The organism is Clostridioides sp. ES-S-0123-01 (assembly GCF_020658415.1).
Lineage (GTDB): Bacteria > Bacillota > Clostridia > Peptostreptococcales > Peptostreptococcaceae > Clostridioides.
Genome location: NZ_JACVWD010000002.1, coordinates 339,995 through 360,847 on the forward strand (window position 1 = coordinate 339,995; position 20,853 = coordinate 360,847).

17 protein-coding genes are annotated in these 20,853 nt (G+C 28.7%); 3 read left to right on the plus strand and 14 right to left on the minus strand.

The window, feature by feature from the left end; all coding sequences use genetic code 11:
* Positions 1-13: 13 nt before the first annotated feature.
* A complete protein-coding gene (locus IC175_RS05050) occupies positions 14-319 on the minus strand; it encodes a UxaA family hydrolase (RefSeq protein WP_227851203.1) in 306 nt (101 codons plus the stop codon).
* Between the two features lie 77 nt (positions 320-396).
* Positions 397-1,371: a 2-keto-3-deoxygluconate permease gene (locus tag IC175_RS05055; RefSeq protein ID WP_227482003.1), complete on the minus strand. Its 975-nt coding sequence runs from the start codon at positions 1,369-1,371 to the stop codon at positions 397-399.
* A 568-nt stretch (positions 1,372-1,939) separates the two neighbouring features.
* Between IC175_RS05055 and IC175_RS05060 the strand changes: the two genes are divergently transcribed.
* Both IC175_RS05060 and IC175_RS05065 read left to right on the plus strand, forming a co-directional pair.
* Positions 1,940-2,716, plus strand: coding sequence for an IclR family transcriptional regulator (locus IC175_RS05060; RefSeq protein WP_227433920.1), 777 nt, complete (start codon positions 1,940-1,942; stop codon positions 2,714-2,716).
* A gap of 263 nt (positions 2,717-2,979) precedes the next feature.
* Positions 2,980-4,125 (plus strand): iron-containing alcohol dehydrogenase, encoded by a 1,146-nt coding sequence (locus tag IC175_RS05065; RefSeq protein ID WP_227433919.1) that lies wholly within the window; start codon positions 2,980-2,982, stop codon positions 4,123-4,125.
* A gap of 148 nt (positions 4,126-4,273) precedes the next feature.
* Here IC175_RS05065 and IC175_RS05070 read toward each other — a convergent pair whose 3' ends face one another.
* The 10 genes from IC175_RS05070 to IC175_RS05115 form a co-directional block, all read right to left on the minus strand.
* Positions 4,274-5,143 (minus strand): L,D-transpeptidase family protein, encoded by an 870-nt coding sequence (locus IC175_RS05070; RefSeq protein WP_227433918.1) that lies wholly within the window; start codon positions 5,141-5,143, stop codon positions 4,274-4,276.
* Positions 5,144-5,224: 81 nt separating this feature from the next.
* The gene (locus tag IC175_RS05075; protein ID WP_227433917.1) at positions 5,225-5,938 is read right to left on the minus strand and encodes a DUF434 domain-containing protein; all 714 of its coding nucleotides are present in this window, start codon (positions 5,936-5,938) and stop codon (positions 5,225-5,227) included.
* A gap of 235 nt (positions 5,939-6,173) precedes the next feature.
* Entirely contained in the window at positions 6,174-7,556 is a 1,383-nt protein-coding gene (locus IC175_RS05080; protein ID WP_227851204.1) for an FAD-dependent oxidoreductase, read from the minus strand.
* Between the two features lie 93 nt (positions 7,557-7,649).
* On the minus strand, positions 7,650-8,948 hold the full coding sequence (locus IC175_RS05085) for a cytochrome c biogenesis protein/redoxin (RefSeq protein ID WP_227433915.1): 1,299 nt from the start codon (positions 8,946-8,948) through the stop codon (positions 7,650-7,652).
* Positions 8,949-9,072: 124 nt separating this feature from the next.
* A complete protein-coding gene (locus IC175_RS05090) occupies positions 9,073-9,405 on the minus strand; it encodes a winged helix-turn-helix transcriptional regulator (protein WP_227433914.1) in 333 nt (110 codons plus the stop codon).
* 422 nt (positions 9,406-9,827) lie between these two features.
* Positions 9,828-12,428 (minus strand): alpha-mannosidase, encoded by a 2,601-nt coding sequence (locus IC175_RS05095; protein WP_227851205.1) that lies wholly within the window; start codon positions 12,426-12,428, stop codon positions 9,828-9,830.
* A 131-nt stretch (positions 12,429-12,559) separates the two neighbouring features.
* Positions 12,560-13,660: a PTS fructose transporter subunit IIC gene (locus IC175_RS05100; RefSeq protein ID WP_227433912.1), complete on the minus strand. Its 1,101-nt coding sequence runs from the start codon at positions 13,658-13,660 to the stop codon at positions 12,560-12,562.
* A 15-nt stretch (positions 13,661-13,675) separates the two neighbouring features.
* On the minus strand, positions 13,676-13,996 hold the full coding sequence (locus IC175_RS05105; RefSeq protein WP_227433911.1) for a PTS fructose transporter subunit IIB: 321 nt from the start codon (positions 13,994-13,996) through the stop codon (positions 13,676-13,678).
* A 2-nt stretch (positions 13,997-13,998) separates the two neighbouring features.
* On the minus strand, positions 13,999-14,457 hold the full coding sequence (locus IC175_RS05110; RefSeq protein WP_227851206.1) for a PTS sugar transporter subunit IIA: 459 nt from the start codon (positions 14,455-14,457) through the stop codon (positions 13,999-14,001).
* Positions 14,457-16,421, minus strand: a complete 1,965-nt coding sequence (locus tag IC175_RS05115; RefSeq protein ID WP_227433994.1) for a BglG family transcription antiterminator — start codon at positions 16,419-16,421, stop codon at positions 14,457-14,459. The genes IC175_RS05110 and IC175_RS05115 overlap by 1 nt, the downstream gene beginning before the upstream one ends.
* A 165-nt stretch (positions 16,422-16,586) precedes the next feature.
* Between IC175_RS05115 and IC175_RS05120 the strand changes: the two genes are divergently transcribed.
* Complete coding sequence (locus IC175_RS05120) at positions 16,587-17,441, plus strand: GRP family sugar transporter (protein ID WP_227433909.1); 855 nt, start codon at positions 16,587-16,589, stop codon at positions 17,439-17,441.
* 378 nt (positions 17,442-17,819) lie between these two features.
* Here the strand turns inward: IC175_RS05120 and IC175_RS05125 are convergent, their stop codons facing one another.
* A complete protein-coding gene (locus IC175_RS05125) occupies positions 17,820-18,770 on the minus strand; it encodes a DUF1848 domain-containing protein (RefSeq protein ID WP_227851207.1) in 951 nt (316 codons plus the stop codon).
* A 125-nt stretch (positions 18,771-18,895) separates the two neighbouring features.
* On the minus strand, positions 18,896-20,470 hold the full coding sequence (locus IC175_RS05130; protein ID WP_227851208.1) for a ClC family H(+)/Cl(-) exchange transporter: 1,575 nt from the start codon (positions 20,468-20,470) through the stop codon (positions 18,896-18,898).
* Positions 20,471-20,853: the final 383 nt, after the last annotated feature.

Here is a 20,853-nt window from a genome sequence, read left to right on the forward strand (position 1 = left end):
TATAAATGTTACTTTATATGTTCGATACAATTTGTTTATCTAAATCTTCTCTAACACTTTTAACATTGTGAGTATGTACATGTTGACCAATTTTTATTTCTTGATTAGCTTCTCCTATGTGTTCTCCATATTTAGTAACTTTATCTCCCTCAGACATATCCTTTATAGCCAATTTATGATAAATAGTTATATCATCTAAAGCTGTTATTGTCTTTATCGTTTTATCTTTTAATTTAAAATTAATTTCACTATTCTTAGATATTGCCTCAATAGCCACTGCAACATTATCTTTTTCATCAATTATCACTGCATTTATCATTATCTTTATTCTCCTTTATAAATAATATAATTTTATTAATATACAAAATCATCTTAGTAATTATATATCTGTATTCATCAGGCTACTATTGTCCCATCATCTTTTTGTTTTGGGAATTTAGGACATCCATATTTCTTCGCCCACCAGCTAGTTATAAGAGGAACTAATATTGCAGTAACAACTACTGCAGCTGCTACTTGAGTTGTAGCTGTTGCAACATATGGTTGCCATGTTGGGTCAACTAATGCAACAGCAGCAGGAACAGCAATTGCATTCCCTGCAGTTGTAGCTACAGCCCATCCTGCATACCCTGGACGTTTACCTATAAATCTATCACAGAATACTATAAATATACCTCCTACAAACACAGATATTAATCCAAGTAATACTCCAGATAGTCCTCCTTTTAATATACTTGCAAGATTTATGCTACTTCCAAGTGCAAAACCTACAAAGGGTACTAATAAATTACATCCTGGTTCTAAAAATTCTTTCATCTTTTTGTCAAAATTACCTATTATCATACCAACAAGTATTGGTACGATTGCAGCTAATAATGACATTAATGGAACATTTGCAAGTCCTGAAGTCCCAAGAGCTATCAATGTAAAAAATGGACCATCATTCAAAGTAAGTAAACTCATAGTTGCACAATCTGTTTCATCTCCATATGAAGTCATTAATGAAAGATATATACTACCATTACTATTTGTAACTGCACTTATAACTGCCAAAGTTGTAAGACCTAATACTCCATCCATTCCAAATAATTTTCCTATAAGTATGCCTATTAAAGCACCTATAGCAAATTTAGAACCAAGAAGTATTCCTCCTCTTTTTAATACTTTTGGCATTTCTTTAAATTGAAGCTGAGTTCCAAGACATACTAGTTGAACCCCTATTATAGTTGCAGAGCCAACACTTGAGAATACTGCTGTTGTAAATGAACCTATTTGTACAATATCTGGGCAAAATGTATTAATGAAAGCTGCTATAAACATTGGAACTATCATCATACCTGCAGGAATTTTTTTAATAAAATCCATTATCATAAAGTTACTCCTCCTAAAACATGATATTTAATTACTTGTATTAAATTTTTTAGCTTTAATTTTAACGGCCGTTTCGGTTCGTATTTAAGAACTAAGTTTTTATTTACGAATCTTTGAATTAATGATAGCATTTTCCCAATTATGAGTCAATAAAAAAAATAAATTTTTGTCAAAATTTTTTCAAATTATCTGATAATATAGCAATAGTTAGCAATTATCTTCATTATATGCAAAATATAAAAAGTAATTTTTCTCATTTCACATCTATATATCCCAATTTATATAATCTAAATTCACAATATTTCGATATTTTTATATAAAATACGATTATTATTGTCTTATCTTAAATTATATAGCTAAATACAGTTCACTTTCTCAGGTATATTTTGGAAATTATTTCAAGTTTTTAGTATGAATTTTCATCAAAAAAATCATCTATAAATATTTATAATTAAAGCTTATTTGCACATACTGTCATATATTTTATTTCTACATTGTAAATTATCACACAGTATGCTAAAATCAACATATTCTAACACTTTAAATTAACAAAGATAGGGGGAAATTTATGACTTCAGATAATCATCGCCCAACAGCTAGGATATTAGATATTTTAGAAGCATTAGCTGAATCTGAGAATGGATATACTCTTACAGAAATAGCAGATGCTATCAATGCTCCAAAAAGTAGTATCTTTCCTATAGTTCATACACTTAATGCTAGAAAATACATTACTATTGATAAAAATACGTCTAAATATTCCATAGGTATACGTTCTTACACATTGGGGTCTTCGTTTTTTGAGAAAAGAACTATTTTTAACTACATAATTGATGAAATGACTAATATAGTTAATTCTTGTTCTGAAACTTGTCAACTTGGTATACTCGACAATAACGAAGTTCTTTATATTGGAAAAGTTGACTCTCCAGAGCCAATTAGACTTATTTCTTATGTTGGTAAAAAGATACCTGCTAATTGTACAGGTCTTGGTAAAGCACTTTTATGTGATTTTGATAAGGAAAAACTAATAAATTTATATCCAGACGGATTAAAAGGATTTACAAAAAAATCAATTACTGACTTTGATATTTTATATGACCAGCTTCTTGAAGTTCGTGAAACTCAAATAGCTTCAGAATGTGAAGAATCAATGGAATACCTAAAATGCCTTGCTGTACCAATAAGAAAAAACGGATGTATAAGGGCCGCTGTTAGCGTAACACTTCCACTTTTTAGGTCTAGTGAAGAAAAAATAGAACTGATAAAAAAATTACTTCTAAATGCACAAAAAAATATTCAATCTATGATGGAAGAACGTAATGAAGATATTATAATAAATTAGATTGATAAAAACAAAGTTGCTGACTTAATTACAGCAACTTTGTTTTTTTATGCTCTTTTTTATTTTTAATATTTTTATTGACATGATAAAAATACTATGTTAAATTCTAATCATAATCGTAATTACGAACTTAGTTCTTATATAAAAACTCACGATATATATTTTAACCTCAAAAACCAATATCTAATATGTGAATTAGTATAAGACTATTGTAGGTATGTATATTGTACATAAAAATTAATTCAAAAAAGGAGATTTTAACTATGAGTATCTATTATGTACCACCAATAAACTTACTTGGAAAAGGGTGTCTTATTGAATCTAAAGACTCAATTAAATCCTTAGGCACTAAAAAAGCATTTATCGTTAGCGATAAATTTCTAACTTCAAATGGTACTGTAAAAAAAGTAACAGATATGTTGTCTCAAATAGGTGTGAACTTTGCTATTTATGATGAAGTTAAACCAAACCCAACTGTGACTAATGTCAATAATGGACTTGAAATACTAAAATCAGAAAATTGCGACTTCGTTATAACTATAGGTGGTGGTTCTCCACAAGATTGTGGTAAAGCTATTTCTATATTAGCTACCAATGGCGGTGACATTAGAGATTATGAAGGTGTAAATAAAACTTCTAAAAAATGTCTTCCTATAGTTGCTATAACTACTACTGCTGGTACATCAGCTGAAGTTACAATAAATTATGTTATAACGGATGAAGATAGGCATGTAAAAATGATAATGGTTGATACAAATGCACTAGCTACAATGACAGTTAATGACCCAGAATTAATGATTAGTAAGCCAGCTAATTTGACAGCAGCTACTGGTATGGATGCACTGACTCATGCTATAGAAGCTGTAGTGGCTAATGGAGCTTATGATGTTACAGATTCAACTGCGCTATATTCTATAAAGCAGATATTTGAATATCTTCCTAGAGCTGTTAAAGATGGTAATGATATAGATGCTAGAGAACAAATGTGTTATGCTTGTTTTCTAAATGGAATTGCTTTTAGTAATGCAGGTCTTGGAAATGTACATGCTATGGCTCATCAATTAGGAGGTTTATATGATTTACCTCATGGAGTATGTAATGCTATGTTGCTACCAATAGTTGAAGAAGAAAATGCTAAATCTGCACCTTCTAAATTCCGTCCAATAGCTGAGATCATTGGAATGAATATACATGGCAAATCAGATAAGGAATGTGTTGATTTTGTAATAGATAAAATAAAAGCTCTTTCAGAAGAGGTAGGAATTCCAAAATCTTTAAAAGATGTTGGTGTTGATAATCCTAATTTTGAGTTGCTTGCTGAAAATTCTATGAAAGATGCTTGTGCTGGAGCCAATCCTGTTTTCTTTGATAAAGACAAAATTATAGAATTATTTAAGAAAATCTCTTAATATAATCACACTTATAAATTAATTATGTATATTTATAAGGGAGTGTCTCAAAATATTTTTATTTGATTATAGACACTCTCTTATTATCTAAACTAAATCCATATTTTTAATTTAATTTCAAACTCTTTAAAATTAATAAATAGTATTTTTAATGAATTATAACTGTTGTTGTGTCTGGTATATTGTCATATATCCACTTAGCATTTTCTGTACTTAGTCTTATACATCCATGGCTAAGAGCTTCACCAAGCCTAGCATCTATTATATAACTTCCTGTTGAATTATATAACACAGAATGATAATAATACCCACCTTTAATTCTAGTAGCGTACTTAACTGAATACTCATCTGTTCCAAAAGAAGGTTTTCTCCCACTTATATAAAAAATACCTGTTATAGTTGGAGTTTCAGGTTTACCTATAGTACATTCCCATTTATATAATTGACCCCAACCTCCATTATCTTTCTTAAAAATATAAGTGTATTTATTTTTAAGGTCTGTGGTAATTAGATAGTCACTAGTACTTTTAATGTTATTTTCATTAACAAATTTAGTCATATCAGTGTAAAAATACTTATAATCTAATTCATTAGGTTTATTTCCATCACTTGACAAGAAATAATTAAAAACATAACCTGTTTTATCATCATATATAACTTTACTCCAGTCCCCTTCTACCTGTAGAACTTCGACTCTAGACTTTTCAGGAATTACTGTAATTATAGTAGAAGTTGTAGACTTATCTTCTCTTAAATTTAAATTACTCCAAGCATATTCGCTTACTGATATTAAATCTCTGTATACATACCCTTCTTGAAAATTGTAGATTACTTTAATCCAATCATCTTCTTCATCTAGAACCTCTAATTTAGAACCTTTAGGTATTACAGTTATAATACTTGAACTTGTAGATTTCGCAGACCTCAAATTTACATTTACTAAAGCATATTTATATATAGGTGCTCTGTATTTTTTAATGTTTATTTTAAATAGCTTCACACATACCCATCCTCTCATATGTCTTTTTACAATACTTTATGAAATTCGATATATATTCGTTCTTCTATTTTTAAACTTACTCTGTATAATTAAAGGTTATTATCCATTTAAATTTACAATATTACAATCTTTAATATATTCTTCAATTATACTTCTAGCTACATTAAAATAACTTATACATTTATCAACTATAACAGCATCACTGCTAACTACTCTATCAAGTTTTTCTAATATAACATCTGCATTTTTTACTAGCTCTACTTCTGTTTCAATTTTCCATACCCTGGCATGTTCTAATATCTTATATCTTAGATTTCCAGAATTAGAAACTGGTGCATCTAAGTAAAATTTAATTTTTGTAGCCTTATATTTATTAAAAAACTTTCCTATTAGATTTAAAGCTTCTTCTGTTTTATCTATAATTTTATATGTTCCTCTAAGACCTGCTAAATCTCTTATATTTCCATCTCTACCTATGACTAGAGTTCCTCCAGATAATGCTACTTCTAGAGCTATTATCAAATTAAAACCATCTATGTATATAATTCCTTCATTTATTTTATCTAAGGAAAGTATCTTTGATTGTCTTATTTTATTTTTTTCATCAGTACATACTGCTCTCTTTAGTGCATCTCTTTGTCTTATTGAAAACTGATATCTATCTCCCACAAAAGTTACAACTGGGTCTATTTTATAATCTCTATTTATTAACCATTCTATTTCTTCTTGAGCCTTTACAAGTCTTACAAGTTCTTTACTTGAAAACCATCGTTTATCACTCTCATCAAAGCCTCTTTTAGATATTTTATTCATAGAGTATTTCACCGCCTTAATATGAAGTTTGCTAATATTATCTTATCCATTTATATTATTCAATATTTAGATTATACCTTTTAATACTCTCTTAAATACAAAATAATTACTTTTTTACTATATTTATACTTTATAATGTAAAGAAAGGATACTATTAGTAAATTCTCATAGTATCCTTTCTTTAAAATTTATTTATAATGATAATTTTAGGCTTTATTTATATATTACACTTATTCTATACTTCCTTTATCATATTAGGAGATAAAACATCATTAAGAGCCTCTGTCATAGTTGGATGTGCATAAACACGGTCTCTTAAATATGTATATTCTACTTCTAAATCTACGGCTAACTGAATTAAATGTATAATCTCACTAGAATCTTCACATATCATGCTAGCACCAAGTATCTTATTGGAATTTTTATCTATTACGATTTTTATAAATCCATCTGTCTTTCCAATTTGTTTAGCCCTTGGAATTGCCTCAACTGGCATCTTTGCTACTAATACATCATATCCTTTTTCCTTTGCTTGTTTAACATTAAGACCAACTCTTGAAAATGCTGGACTTATGAATATAGCATTTGGTATATTTTTTCTATTACTAGTCGTTCTAGTCTTATTTCCAAATAATTGATTGATTATTATACGATAGTCATCTAGTGATATATAAGTAAATTGAGGACCTCCATTTATATCTCCTATAGCCCATATGTGTTTTTTATTAGTCTTAAGGTTATCTGATACTTTAATAAATCCTCTTTCATTTAACTCTATGCCTGCATTTTCAAGTCCTAAACCTTCAGTATTTGCTTTTCTACCTGTAGCAACAAGTATTATATCACTTGTTATTTCCTTTAATTCACTATTTATATCATATTCTACTGTAGCTAAATTAGAAACTTCCTTAATCTCTTTTACCTTTGCATTATTTATAATTTTTACATTTCTCTTTTCAAGTAATTTTATTATTTCTTCTGAATCTTCAATATCTTCATTTGGTAAAATCCCATTATTTGAATTTAATATTGTAACTTCTGTTCCAAAGGAACTATAGATGCCTGCAAATTCTAAACCTATAAACCCAGCACCTATAATTGTCATTTTTTTAGGTAAGGTTCTTAAATTCATAAGAGATTCACTATTATATACTATCTTATTGTTTTCAATACCTTCTATATTAGGTATAAATGATTTTGAGCCAGTATTGATAAATATCTTCTCTGATACTAATTCATAAACTTCATTTTCAGTTTTTACTTCTACTGTATTTTCATCAATAAAAGTCGCCATTCCTGTAAATATAGTTACATTATCATTTGAATTTAATTTATTATAGTTAGCTTCTCTAAGCTTTGTAACCAAAGTTTCTTTTTTTTCTATAGCTTTTGCATATTCGATTTGTGCATCATTCCAAGAGTTTATATTTTTTACATTATTTGCTGAATTTTCTAAGCTTTTAGTTGGGATACATGCTACATTTATACATGTTCCTCCATACATTTTATTTGACTTTTCTACTAAAGCTACCTTTAATCCTCTATTAGCTAAATCTCCTGCTAATGTCTTTCCACCTTTTCCAAATCCTATTATTATTGCATCAAATGTTTTTTTCATATAAATTTCAACCCTTTCCTTCGTTATTTATACTCTTACTATAACAAGATTTTCTAGGTGGTACAATTAGATACTTTTTTGTAACCTTCTATATTAATACTTTTTATTTTTTTGATTTTCAATGAAAGACATCATAGTCTCTTTATTCATTGCTCCTGGAATGTACTGTGTTACATATCCTTCTTTATCAATTATAAATGTAGTTGGAAAAGCATTAATTCCATATTGATATGCTAATTCTCCATCTTCATCAAGTGCAACGGGAAAAGTATAGCCTTCATCTTTTAAAAAGTTAATTACATGTTCTCTTGAACCTTCTCTACCTAAATTAGGTGATGCTACACCTAAAATTACTACATCTTCATTATTTTTCTTATAATCCTTGTACAACTGCTCTATATGAGGCATTTCCTCTTTACATGGAGGACACCATGTAGCCCAGAAATTTAAAAACACAACCTTACCTTCATAATCACTTAATTTATGTGTTTTACCATATTGGTCAGTTAAAGTAAAATCAATAGATTTTATTCTCTCTTCATCATTAGAGCCGTTATCACTATTTTCATTATTAGATTCTTTTTTATTATCTCTGTTACCAGACTCTTCTTGTGTATTGCCATTAGAATTTCCTTGTTTATTATCTTCTTGATTCACACTTTGATTATTTTCAACTTTATTTTTTTGTGGAACATTAAAATGCTTGCTCACACTTTCAAACCCATTTATCATCATTAATATTCCTGATATTATAAGTATAGCTCCACCTATCTTTTTAATAATTTCCATATTAGATTTTATTTTATCTATAGTCTTAAACAACTTACTATAGAACATAGCTGTAATTATAAATGGCAAAATAAATCCAATGGTATATACTACTATTAAAAGATTTGCATTCAAATGATTAGTTGAACTAGAAACCATTACTAATACAGATGCTAATATTGGCCCAATACAAGGTGTCCACCCAAAACTAAATGTAAATCCAAGTAAATATGCTGTTATTGCTCTCATTTCTTTAAACTTTACATTTAATCTTTTTTCTCTATTTAGTATTGAAGACTTAATTATTCCCATATAAAACAATCCCATGATAATAATTATAATCCCACCTATAAACATTATTAAGTCTTTATTCTCATTAAAAAACATACTCAATACTCTTACTGATGAACCTAATATAAAAAAGGTTGTTGAAATTCCTAGAGTAAATAAGATAGTATTTTTAAATAGAGAACTTTTTATAAAATTCGTTTTTCCTTCTTTTAAATTTTCCACACTACTATTTGACAGTATACTTAGATAAATAGGTAGTATTGGTAATATACATGGCGAAAAAAACGATAATATCCCTTCTATAAATACCACAAATAAATTTATATTTTGCAAATTAAAGCTCCTCCTCATTCTATTTACATTATTACAATAAAAAATTGTGTCCTTTTATTGCTTTTACTTTTATTCTCACGATAGCCTAATTAAGTCACTGTAAATTCAAAAGTAATTTAAAAACTTACTTATCGCAATTTAAATTATTATTGCTCCACATAATCATCTTTTCCATAACAGGAAGTAATAGTACCCCTGACTCACTTAAAAAATATGTTGATTCTACAATATTATTAATTGATTTTTTATTGTTGATTATAATTCCTTGCTCAATTAAAAAATCTAATTGTTGAGTCAACATTTTCTTACTACATTCTGGAATGGCTCTTTGTAATTCTCCAAATCTTTTTTTATCTTTTTGTAACTCCCATATTATTATAGCTACCCATTTTTTACCTAATATGCTTGATAATGCCTCTACTGGACAGTCATATATCATATCATCTATATTGTACATTTTATCTCCTCTTTCTTTTTATTAATTATTAAGACATGCTTTTATTTAATTTATAAATGTTACAAATGTGTTGAGATTTACTAGTTTAAGGTTGTTAATATATATTTTAGTTTTAAAATATTTCTGAGGTTTCATATAATTACTATATCAGTTTTATAAATGCATCACAATTGGGTACTTTTTTGTAACTACATATTTATAACTACATAAAATATTTATAACTACATAAAATTAAAGTTAACTATATTAAATAAATTTAGCTCTTATATAATAATTCTTTATCTAAGTTCTTTATCCTGTTTTAATAATTTCTATATACAACATCAAACCCATACCTTGATATCTACCCAAAATTATACAAATTAAAAAATCTGACAGATATTTATCTGCCAGATTATTAAATGATAAACTTGCTTTTACACTTATAAATCTAATAATATTGAAATAACTTCAAAAGGTGCTATTTCATATATTTGTTGTTCCTCTAATTCTTCTATTGCATTTATAACTTTCCCGTTTCTATCTTTAAATATTTGCTCATCTAATATCAACTTCTCACTTGTTGGATTTTCTAACCTTATTACAAACTTCTCTTTATCATAGTAAGAAAGATAACATGCTGATACAAGATAATTTTCTGGTAAAGATATTATCTCTAACTCTCTGTTCACAGATTTTTCAACAATTGACCTTTGAATCTTATTATCTATACGATATAAAAAGAAGTTATAATCCTGTAATTGATAATTTATAGATTCTTGCAAATAGTTATGAGTTAAACTTGCAACTTCTGATTCATCAAAAGATTTAGAACTCATATATATTGCAAATGAAAACTCTACTTCTCTAAGTATTTGTGCCTTTTCAGTTTTAATTCTGATATGTCCCTTTTTAGTGGTGTCTCCAGAAGCACGTCCTGGTCTATATAATAAATCAGGTTTTCCTAATTCATCTGTAGTAGCAAGTAAAGTCAACGCTATTTCATCATTGACATGTTGATACTCCTTTATTCCTCTAGTAAAGACAGTACAACTTCTCTTATCATTAGTAAGTGTAATATTACTTTCCAAAGGTTCCAAATCTATAGGCATTTCACTATAAGTATTTTCCCAATTACTTAAAACCCCATTTTCTCTTGTTATATATCCAAATGGTAATGATGCTATATTTTTATTATCATTTATATCCGTTTTTACATGAACACGTAATCTATGATTACATATTGTATTGTTGACATGAAGTTTTACCTCTATCAATGGATTATCTTTTGATAAAATAATGCTAGCTCTTACATTTAATTTTCCATTGAGATTTTTATCTTTTCTATCTTCCAATGTAAGTGGTAGTAAAGTTGTACCTTCAACTACTATCTTTTCATATCCTAATGTTCTTTTTGTCGAAACACTATTAAACAAAAGTTCTATCTCGTCATCATCTTGTAATGGTGAGAAATCATAAGTATCTCCTGCATTTCCGCTATCTTTTAAAGTTAAAAAGTTTGATATATAAGTTCCATCTTTAAGTTGTAAATCCAAGCTTCCATCTTTATATATTACCTTGTATTTATCGTTAGATATAAAGGTATTATTAGACTCACTAAGTGACAACATCTCTTTATTACTTGTTTCAAAACTAATAACTTTATAACCAAGTGCAGGAAGTTGTATATTTATTCTTACTTTTAGTATATAATAACCTGGTTCTTCAATAAATATATTACCAGCAGGTGTCTCTTCCAATACATTTTCTCTTGGTTGTATGTAAGTTTCTTCAATTATAGTAGCATCTAAATTTTCTTTAAAACAAATATTTTTACTATTACTCACTACTTGTATTTCTTTATATCCATTAAATCTTTTAGCTTCTGAATTAAACACTAATACATCATTTTGAGATAACTTAAGCCCTTCTGAAATTTTCTTTACAATAGTATTTTCAATACTATCACAGATTTCATTAGCTTCTCTTATACGGTGAAGAATATCATCTGTTACAGTATCAGTTACACAACCAGCCAAACTGTCATGAGCTTGCCCCTCTAAAAGCTTTTTCCATGTGTTTATTAATAATTGATTGCTTATTTCTATTCCACTCTTTTTAGCAATTACTAGTAATGGCTCTATTCTCTTAATTAATTTATTTTCAAGTTTATCACATGCTAATTTTATATCCATTCTACTAGAACCAATTGATTTATGTATTCTTGCAAGCACTGGTTCTCTAAATTCACCTCTGTAGCTTTCTAATGATTCTATAGATTTTACATATTTCAAAAAGTCTTGATATGAACTTGTTATATAAGAATACTTTCCAATATTATTAATCTCTTCAACTTTATTTTTAAAATCACCTATTATATTTAATTGGTCATTTCCTGAAGGTATTAATACCTCTTCTACATCACTATATGATTTAATAAAATCAATAGCGGGGTCTAATCGTCCATTGACATACTTTGGTGAAGGTTCTAAAAGCATACCAGTTCCATATCCATGTGGCATATTTACAGCATATATATACTTTTCTCCATTTAAACTTTTCCATTTAAAATACGGTGATTGAACTTGCTTTCCTAAGTGGATACCCCTCCAAAAGAAAATATTATCAATCCCTACATGTCTTAATAAAATAGGCATCTGTGCATTAAAACCAAAGGTATCTGGTAAATACCCGATTTTCATGTACTCACCATACTTTTTACTTTCAAATATTCCAATCATTAAATTTCTTAAAATAGATTCCCCTCTAGCGAAGAATGCATCTGTTTGTGTAAACCATGGTCCGATATATAATCTTTTTTCTTCTATTAATTTTTTAATACTTTCTATTTTTTCTTTATGTACTTGTGTATAATCATCCAAAATAGAAAGTTGTCCATCAAGTACAAAACTTACATCTGGATTACGCTCTAACTCATCAATTATATCTGTAAATAATTGCTCACTAAGTACTAATGCATCTCCAGAAGTAAAATACCACTCTCTGTCCCAGTGTGTATGATTAACAATATGTGCTTTTATCATTTATGCTCCTCTATTTCTTCATTTTAATATTTTTAGGCTGTAATCAAGACTCAACAATACTCAAAACTTATACTAACTATAAAATTTATATTAAACCTAAATTATTACTTTTCTTAAATTTTTATTGAATTTTAAGATTCCCATTCTGCTTCATCAAATTCATCATCTTCAAATTCATCATCTTCGATAACTGGATTTCCACGTAATATTATAACTAAACCTGCTACAATTACTGTTCCTACTGCAATTGATAATACATACATTGGCCAGTTTTCTACTGTAAACCATCCATAAAATCCACTAATTGGAGTTGCATTCACTGAACCTAATCCAACTGCCATAGCTGAGGCAATTGCTGTACCAATTACACATGATGGTATTACTTTTAATGGAGATTCTACTGCAAAAGGAATTGCTCCTTCACTAACTCCAATCAACCCCATTATAAGAGATGATTTACCAGCTTCACGCAGCTGCTTATTATATTTTTGTTTTGCTAATATAGTAGCAAGACCTAAGCCTAGTGGTGGTATAACAATTCCTACCATTGCTGCTGTATTAGGTGCGTAAATCCCACTTGTTAATAATGCAAGTGATGTTGTCAAAGCTGCTTTATTAACTGGCCCACCTAGGTCAACTGCCATCATTGCTCCAATAATAGCTGCCATCAATATTTGATTTGTACCTGATAATCCATTTAACCAATTTTCTAAGCCAGTATTTAATGTTGCAAAAGGAATGCCTATGACATAATTAATTAATATAACAGTTATTAATGTTCCAAATACTGGTACTATAAATATTGGTACTATTGAAGCTGCTGACTTTGGTAATTTAACATTATTTTTAATAAATAAACATGTATATCCTGCGATTAAACCAACTGCTAAAGCTCCTAAAAAACCTGCTCCAATATCCTTAGCAATCATACCTCCAACAAGTCCTGGTACTATAGCTAATTTATCAGCTATAGAAAATCCTATAAAGGCTGCAATTACAGGAAACATTAATCCTAAAGCAGTGCCTCCAAAACCATCTAAATCATGTAATAATCTAACAATACTACTAGCACTTTCTGCATATTTAACGTCCCATATATCTGGTATATTATATAAAGAACCCCCTACACGAGATATTGCCATTATCATAGCACCTGCAATTACTAATGGAATCATATATGAGATTCCTGTTAAAACATGCTTTTTTAACTCAGAGACTATCTTTTTTAACATTATATTTCCCTCCATTTATTTAGTGTCAATTAACTTTAGTGCATCATTGATTACCTTTTCTGCATCTTTTATAGGTGCATTAACTGGTACTTCTAATATTTCTTTGCCTTCAAAACGTTCAGCATTTCTAACTTTAGTATCTACAGCAAATATTACTACTTCTGCAATTTGCGCATCTTTTTCAGTTAATTCATTGTCAATTCCAGTTGCTCCTTGTGTTTCAACTTTTATAAGATGACCCATTTTTTTTGAAGCCTTCTTTAATGCTTGTGCTGCCATATATGTATGTGCAACCCCTGTTGCACATGCTGTTACTGCTATAATTTTTCTTTTCATCTCTACATTTCTCCCTCATTAAATATTTTAATTACTTCTTGTGCTGAATCAGCTAATTTTAATGCATCCACATTGTCATCATCCATTAACTTAGTTGCCAATTTAGACAATAAGACAAGGTGGTTACTGTCTTTATCAATGTTACTTATAGCCAACAAGAAAATGTTATCTACTGGTTTTTCATCTAAGGCTTCCCATTCAATTTTATTTTTAGATTTTGCAAATATTATAGAAGATTTCTTAACAGCATCACTTTTCCCATGAGGAATAGCAATACCATTCCCAATACCTGTAGTTGCATGTTCTTCTCTTTCTAAAACAGACTTAACATATTCTTCTTCATTATCCACAATCCCATTTTCAACAAATATACTACTTAATTTTTTTATTGTTTCTTCCTTGGTAGTTGCATCAAGATTAAAAACAATCTGCTCTTCCTTCAATACATCTGATATTTTCACTATATATTCTCCTCCATTAGCAAATCGTACACTTCTTTTGGTGAAGTTGCACTTAATATGTTATTTATATTTTTTTTATTGTCAATGAAGTCATAAAAAACTTCATATATTTCATCAAGCTCCAAATTTTTGTCATTTTCTAATGAAATAAAGAAAACAACTTCTACATTTTCATTTCCCCATATAATAGGATTTTTTAAAGTTGCAACAGATATATTAGATTTTTTAATATAACTAGGATTAGCATGAGGTGTAGCTATATATTGAAAAGATGTGTAAGATAAATTTTCTCTTTCAATCGCACTTTCAGCTATACCTTCTTTCGCATAACCTCTTTTTATTAAGTTATCTGTTATACATCTAATTACATCTTCATAATCTGATGCCTCAATATTTAACAAAATATTTTCCTCAAATATTAACTTTTTAAAAGATTTAGATTTTCCAGAAGTAGTTCTTGGAACATTTTGTATGTTTTTCTCTAAAGTTCTTATATCATTTTCATTTAAAATAGGGCTAACTACTATAGTTGGAATAGTTTCTAATTCTAAATAAATAGTACTGATTACTAAATCTGCATCAATTTTACTAGATACTAATTCTTGGACAGAAAGTATCTTTTCAATCTTTACCATAGGGAAGTATTTTTTTAACCTTGCAGATAATAACCTAGAAGAACCCAACCCTGTACTACATACTAGAATTACCCTAATGCTTTGTGGTAGTTCTTTCATTCTTTCTCTAAAAGCTTCAAAATGTAGTGCTATATAAGCACATTCGTCATCATTTATTCGAATATCATATATAAATTCAATTACTTTTTTCAAGTTTAAAGCTTGTTCAAATGATAGAGAAAAGTTTTGCTTAATTGTGTTTACATATGGGTTTTTGATACTAAGACCATATGTCAATCTATTTATCGACGAATGTATATGTGTAGTTAATCCATCAATTAAATCTTTATCATAGGCTGTCTTATACAATGTATTTTTGATAATTTCTCGAAGATTTGAGATATTGTTTGTATTCGCTTCATAAGGTTTACTTGAATTACTTTTTAGTTCAGTAGTGTTTCTATGCTGGTCAGCAGCTACTAAGTGCAGATTTATATATCCAATTTCAGAATTTGGCAATAATATTGAAAATTTTTCTTCTAGTTGCTTTGCTAGATAATTTGTATTTGGCATTTGATTATTTTCTATCTTATTAGTATATAAATTTTCTTCTATATATTCACCTTTTCTAATTCTTTCTACTGCTATAGCTAAATGAATAACCAGTGATTGAAATTCATAATCAGAAAACTCAAATTTTCTTTCCTCACTAAAAGTTCTAAGAATCTCAATAATGATAGATAAATCATCCTCAAAAAAGATACCATTCACATCTGCTTGTATCTTCTCAAAAGCTTGATAAAAACTTTCTTGTTCTTGCTTAATATACCAATTTCTACTCCAAAATTTATGTATAAACTTAGCAGTAAGCTGTCTTTTGTCTCTTTCACTTATATTCAATTTAATTCCTTTACTAGGTTTCTTATATATAGAAACTCCTTCACTTTTTAGTAATTTTTCAACCTCAGCTAAATCTCTTTCAATTGTTCCTCGACTTATATATAATTCTTCAGAAAGTTGTTGTATAGTAATATAATCATTACTTTTTAACAAAATTGAGTATATATATATAACTCTCTCCTCTCTTGTTGTAGGAATTTGACTTCCTTTATTATCTAGGTAAGGAAGTATTTTTCTTAAATCTCCTTCAATATAAACACCTATTTTAGGTTTTCTCACTAAAGAAAGACCTATCTTTTTAAGTACTATTTCTACTTCTTTGAGAGATTTTGAAACTGTTTTTTCTGAAACATCTAAATCATCTGCTATTGCTTTAACAGTTGTATGACCTTCTTTTAATAAAAACTTTATTATTCTAATTTCACGATTTTGAATCATATCAGTTAACATTTTCAAACTTACTCCTTCCCTTTGTTTTTATTTTAATGGAAAATGTTTTTCTACAAAACTACTAATATTTCCTGATTAAATACGGTAATTTTTATGTATTGAATACTTTAATTTTAGATGATAAATTAAAAACTGTCTAAATTTAATATGAAAGGAAATAATTTAATGCTGACAATAATTATTGCATTACTTCCTGTAATAGGGTGGGGATTAATGCCCATAGCTGCAAACCTCAAAAAAAGTTCTCCCTACGAACAACTTTTAGGTACCTCTATAAGTGCGTTTATATTTTCCACTATAATAACTTTAGTTATGCATCCTGAGATTACATTTTTTTCATTTTGCGTGAGTATGATTTCTGGGATATTTTGGAGTTTAGGTCAGTTAATGCAGTTTAAAGCAATTCAAATTGCTAGTGTATCTAAAGTAATGCCAATTTCAAATGGTTCACAATTAACTTTTACAACTTTACTAGCTGTAATCTTATTTAATGAATGGACTAGTTCTAAAATGTTTTTGATTGGCACCTTATCAATCTTATGTATAATAATAGGTATACTTCTCACAAATTATCAAACAAAAAAATCTACTAATAGCAATATGTTGAAATGTATTGGAGTTACATTATTATCATCCTTGTTTTTAGCATTATATGTTGTAGCTAATCAAATATTTTCAATTGAAGGATATAGAATTATATTGCCTCAATCTGTTGGAATGTTAATAACTGCATCAATTATTGTTAAGTATTTTTCTAGAGAGACTTTACATAAGGAAAATGTTTTATTTAATCTAATTACTGGAGTATTGTGGTCAATAGCAAATTTAGGTATGTTTATTACAACCAATACTTTGGGAGTTACGATAAGTTTTTCTATTTCTCAGAGTTGTGTTATAGTAGCTACTTTAGGAGGAATTATCTTCTTTAAAGAAAAGAAAAATAAAAGAGAGTGGCTTGCTATTTTTCTTGGAATAATATTAATCATGTTTGGTGTTTTTATGTTAAGCACAATAAAATAGATATTTATTTATATAAATTAAAATGAAAAATTGATTATCCTCTAAAATACTGTGTTTATCACTGATTTAGCTATAATTAAGAGTCTATATTGCCACTAATTTATCACTTATGAATGAATCTTAATAAGACCATAAATAGTAATAAATATTAAAAGAGAGAAGCTAAACAGTACAATTACTGAATTGCTTCTCTCTAGAGCATTGTCATAACCCCATACATTTTATAGTAATTATTATCTTATAGAAAACATCTATTTATACTTGTTCTATTATTACAATTTTATATTTTTTTAACACATTAAAATAGTGTTTATTTTACATTTACTTTTTTATATATTTTTTCAACATATTAAAATAGTAACCATTTTATATTTACTTTTAATCAAATATACTAATCTGATTATTATTGTTTTTATCTATTTTAATAGTCTTCATATTTCTAACAGTTATTTTTGCATCTTCTCTTATAGCACCTACAAGTACTCTATTTTCTTCATTATATAGTCTACAATTTTCTTCTACTCGTGTATAATTAAAATTAGCATAACAATATAAACAATAATGTCTACAAGTATTGTACTGCCCTATATCAATACTCTTAACACATCCACAAATATCCCTTTGTGTATCATCCTTTTTGACTTTCACTTCACTACCTATAATCTTTGATATTAACTTATCATCAATACATTTACTTTTTCCAATGCCAAACTTACTTAAATTATATTCATCACAACATATTTCAAGTGTTATATTATACTTATTAGATATTCTAAAAAGTTCCTTCGACAATATTTCTATTTCTTTAATTTGTATAGGTTTTATATGTAATGACTTTGTATTAACTTTTGTTTTCTTGTATAAATCTATAAAACTTATTATACATTTTTCTGTAAATCCATTAAGTTGACTACATAATCTCTCAAATGCTTTTATATGATAATCTAAGTTATACTTTTCATTTAGAAAAATTGGGTCATATCTCAAAATTACTCTTTCTTTTCCTATGCTTCTAGACAATTCTTTAAATGACTCTATTATCTTCTTTTTATCTAAAATTCGTGTTTCTACATCTTTACCATATGGAGTTATAGTATAGTGAAAATAATATTTGTAGTCTTTTAATTTGTTCAAATCACATATCATTGGAGTTGCATCTTTTGTCCAAAATATAAAGCAATCAACAGTATGTGGATTTAACTCTATCTTACTGACTTGTTTTGGATTCATCGGATTAACAACATACACAAAACCCTCTTTAAGTCTGTTAAAAAACCACTTACTATAAAAAGCAGGTATATCAGTTCTTCTACTTACACTTACTATCATAATTTAACCTCCATCTAAAAGTATAGCTGATATCACTCTTAGAATTGTCCAGACCACATTCTACACACACATTATTTACTAGTTTTCATTCACACAGAAAACATCTTTTTTATAGCTTATTATCCCTAGACAATATATGATGTATTTTCTTTGCAAAGTTTTTCCATTTTATCATACACAACACTACTGTCTCTCTCATCTGTCATGGTAACAATTATATCACTTGCCTTAAGAATTGTTTTTCCTTTTGGAATAATTTCTTCTCCTCCTCTTTGAATGGCTACCAAAAGACAATTTTCTGGCCATTGAATATCCTGAATTGCTTTGTTAGCAACAGGAGAACCAAACATAATGGAAAACTGATCTAGTATTTTCTCTCCCCTCTCTCTATGAACAGGTTCTCCATTTTTCTCAAGTAATCTCTCCAGAAGACTTTCATAAATCGGCTTAGATTTCAGAAGTGTAGCCACAATATACGCCACAATTGAAATAACGGATAGGGAAAGCATCTGGCTGACAGAACCTGTCATTTCAAAAATCAATATAATTCCAGTCAAAGGCGCACGTACAATGGCAGTAAAATACCCTGCCATAGCCAGAAGTATAAAATTATTGACATAGTCTAAGTTCATTCCAAAAAACTGTACACCTACCATTCCGAACATTCCCCCAATAAAGGCTCCTAAAACAAGTAGCGGGAAGAAGATTCCTCCTGGCGCACCAGACCCAAAACTAACAGCCGAAAATACAAAACGGATGACAAAAATCAAAACTACCATTCCCAACAAATATTCATGGCTTGTTAGTGCTTCCACCAGATTATGCCCACTTCCAAGCACCTCAGGCATCAAAAGACCCAAAATACCAGCCATAAAAAATGGAATCAATATTTTTCCAAATGTACCTATTTGGGGAATCTTTTTATATAAAGACTGAACAAATAAGGTAAACCAATTATAAAATGCCCCCATAACGCCAAGCACAACACCTAAAATCAGTATCAACCAATAATAACTCTGTGGTAACACATTTCCAATATCAAACTGGAACACTGATTCCATTCCTAGAAAATTAGCTGATATATAGTCCGCTGTTAGAGATGCTGTCATCACAGAAATCAAAACAGACACTGAAAAGTTTTTATGTATTTCTTCCAGTGAAAACATGACGCCTGCCAGTGGTGCATGAAAGGCTGCTGATAATCCTGCACTTGCCCCACAAGTAAGCAAGAACTTTTCCTCTGTCTTTCCTCTATCAAGAGCTCTGGAAATACCCTTTCCTGCCATAGCACCAAGCTGTATAGAAGGTCCTTCTCTTCCCAAGGCAAGACCACCCATAAGCGATAAGAATCCTCCAACAAATTTGGCTGGCAACACACGCCACCATACTTGCTTGATTTTCCCTGTCATCTCTCCTTCTAGCTGAGGAATACCACTACCTGAAATCATTGGCTCCCAATTTACTAGCCTTGATACAATCCACGCAAGCAGTGCAAGCACTGCAAACCAAACTGCTGTTTTCACAGTTGAACCTTTTGCAAAATTTAATATTTGGTTAAGCCAGATACCAGCCTGCCCCAAAAGTATCCTATATAAAAGTACAATCAAACCAGCTATAGCGCCTACAAGAAGCCCTTCTCCAATCAAAATGACCTGAAATCGCTCGGCCCGCTTAATTACATGAGATGTATCTTTTTTCATAATCTTTCTCCTCCACTCCATAATTCGGTGTAATATGAATAAATATATTTTTTAGTTCATTTCACACAAAATCATATGTTACTTTTCTTCTATGTTTGATACACATAACCAACTTATAATGTAATGTAAATACTGAATAATTATTGTTATCCAACTTAATTTCATCGTATTTACCACTGAATCAATAATACAATACATTTTTAGAAAAATAAAGAAGGACATATTATTTTATTTTTACTTTATTCTTGACTTTGATAAAAAACATGATAATATTAATTCTAATTCAGACTATCATTAACATCAGTCTAAATTATTATATTTAATAATATTAAAAAGGGTGCAATTATCAAGCACCCTATAAGCTTATTTTTTTAAGAAAGCTA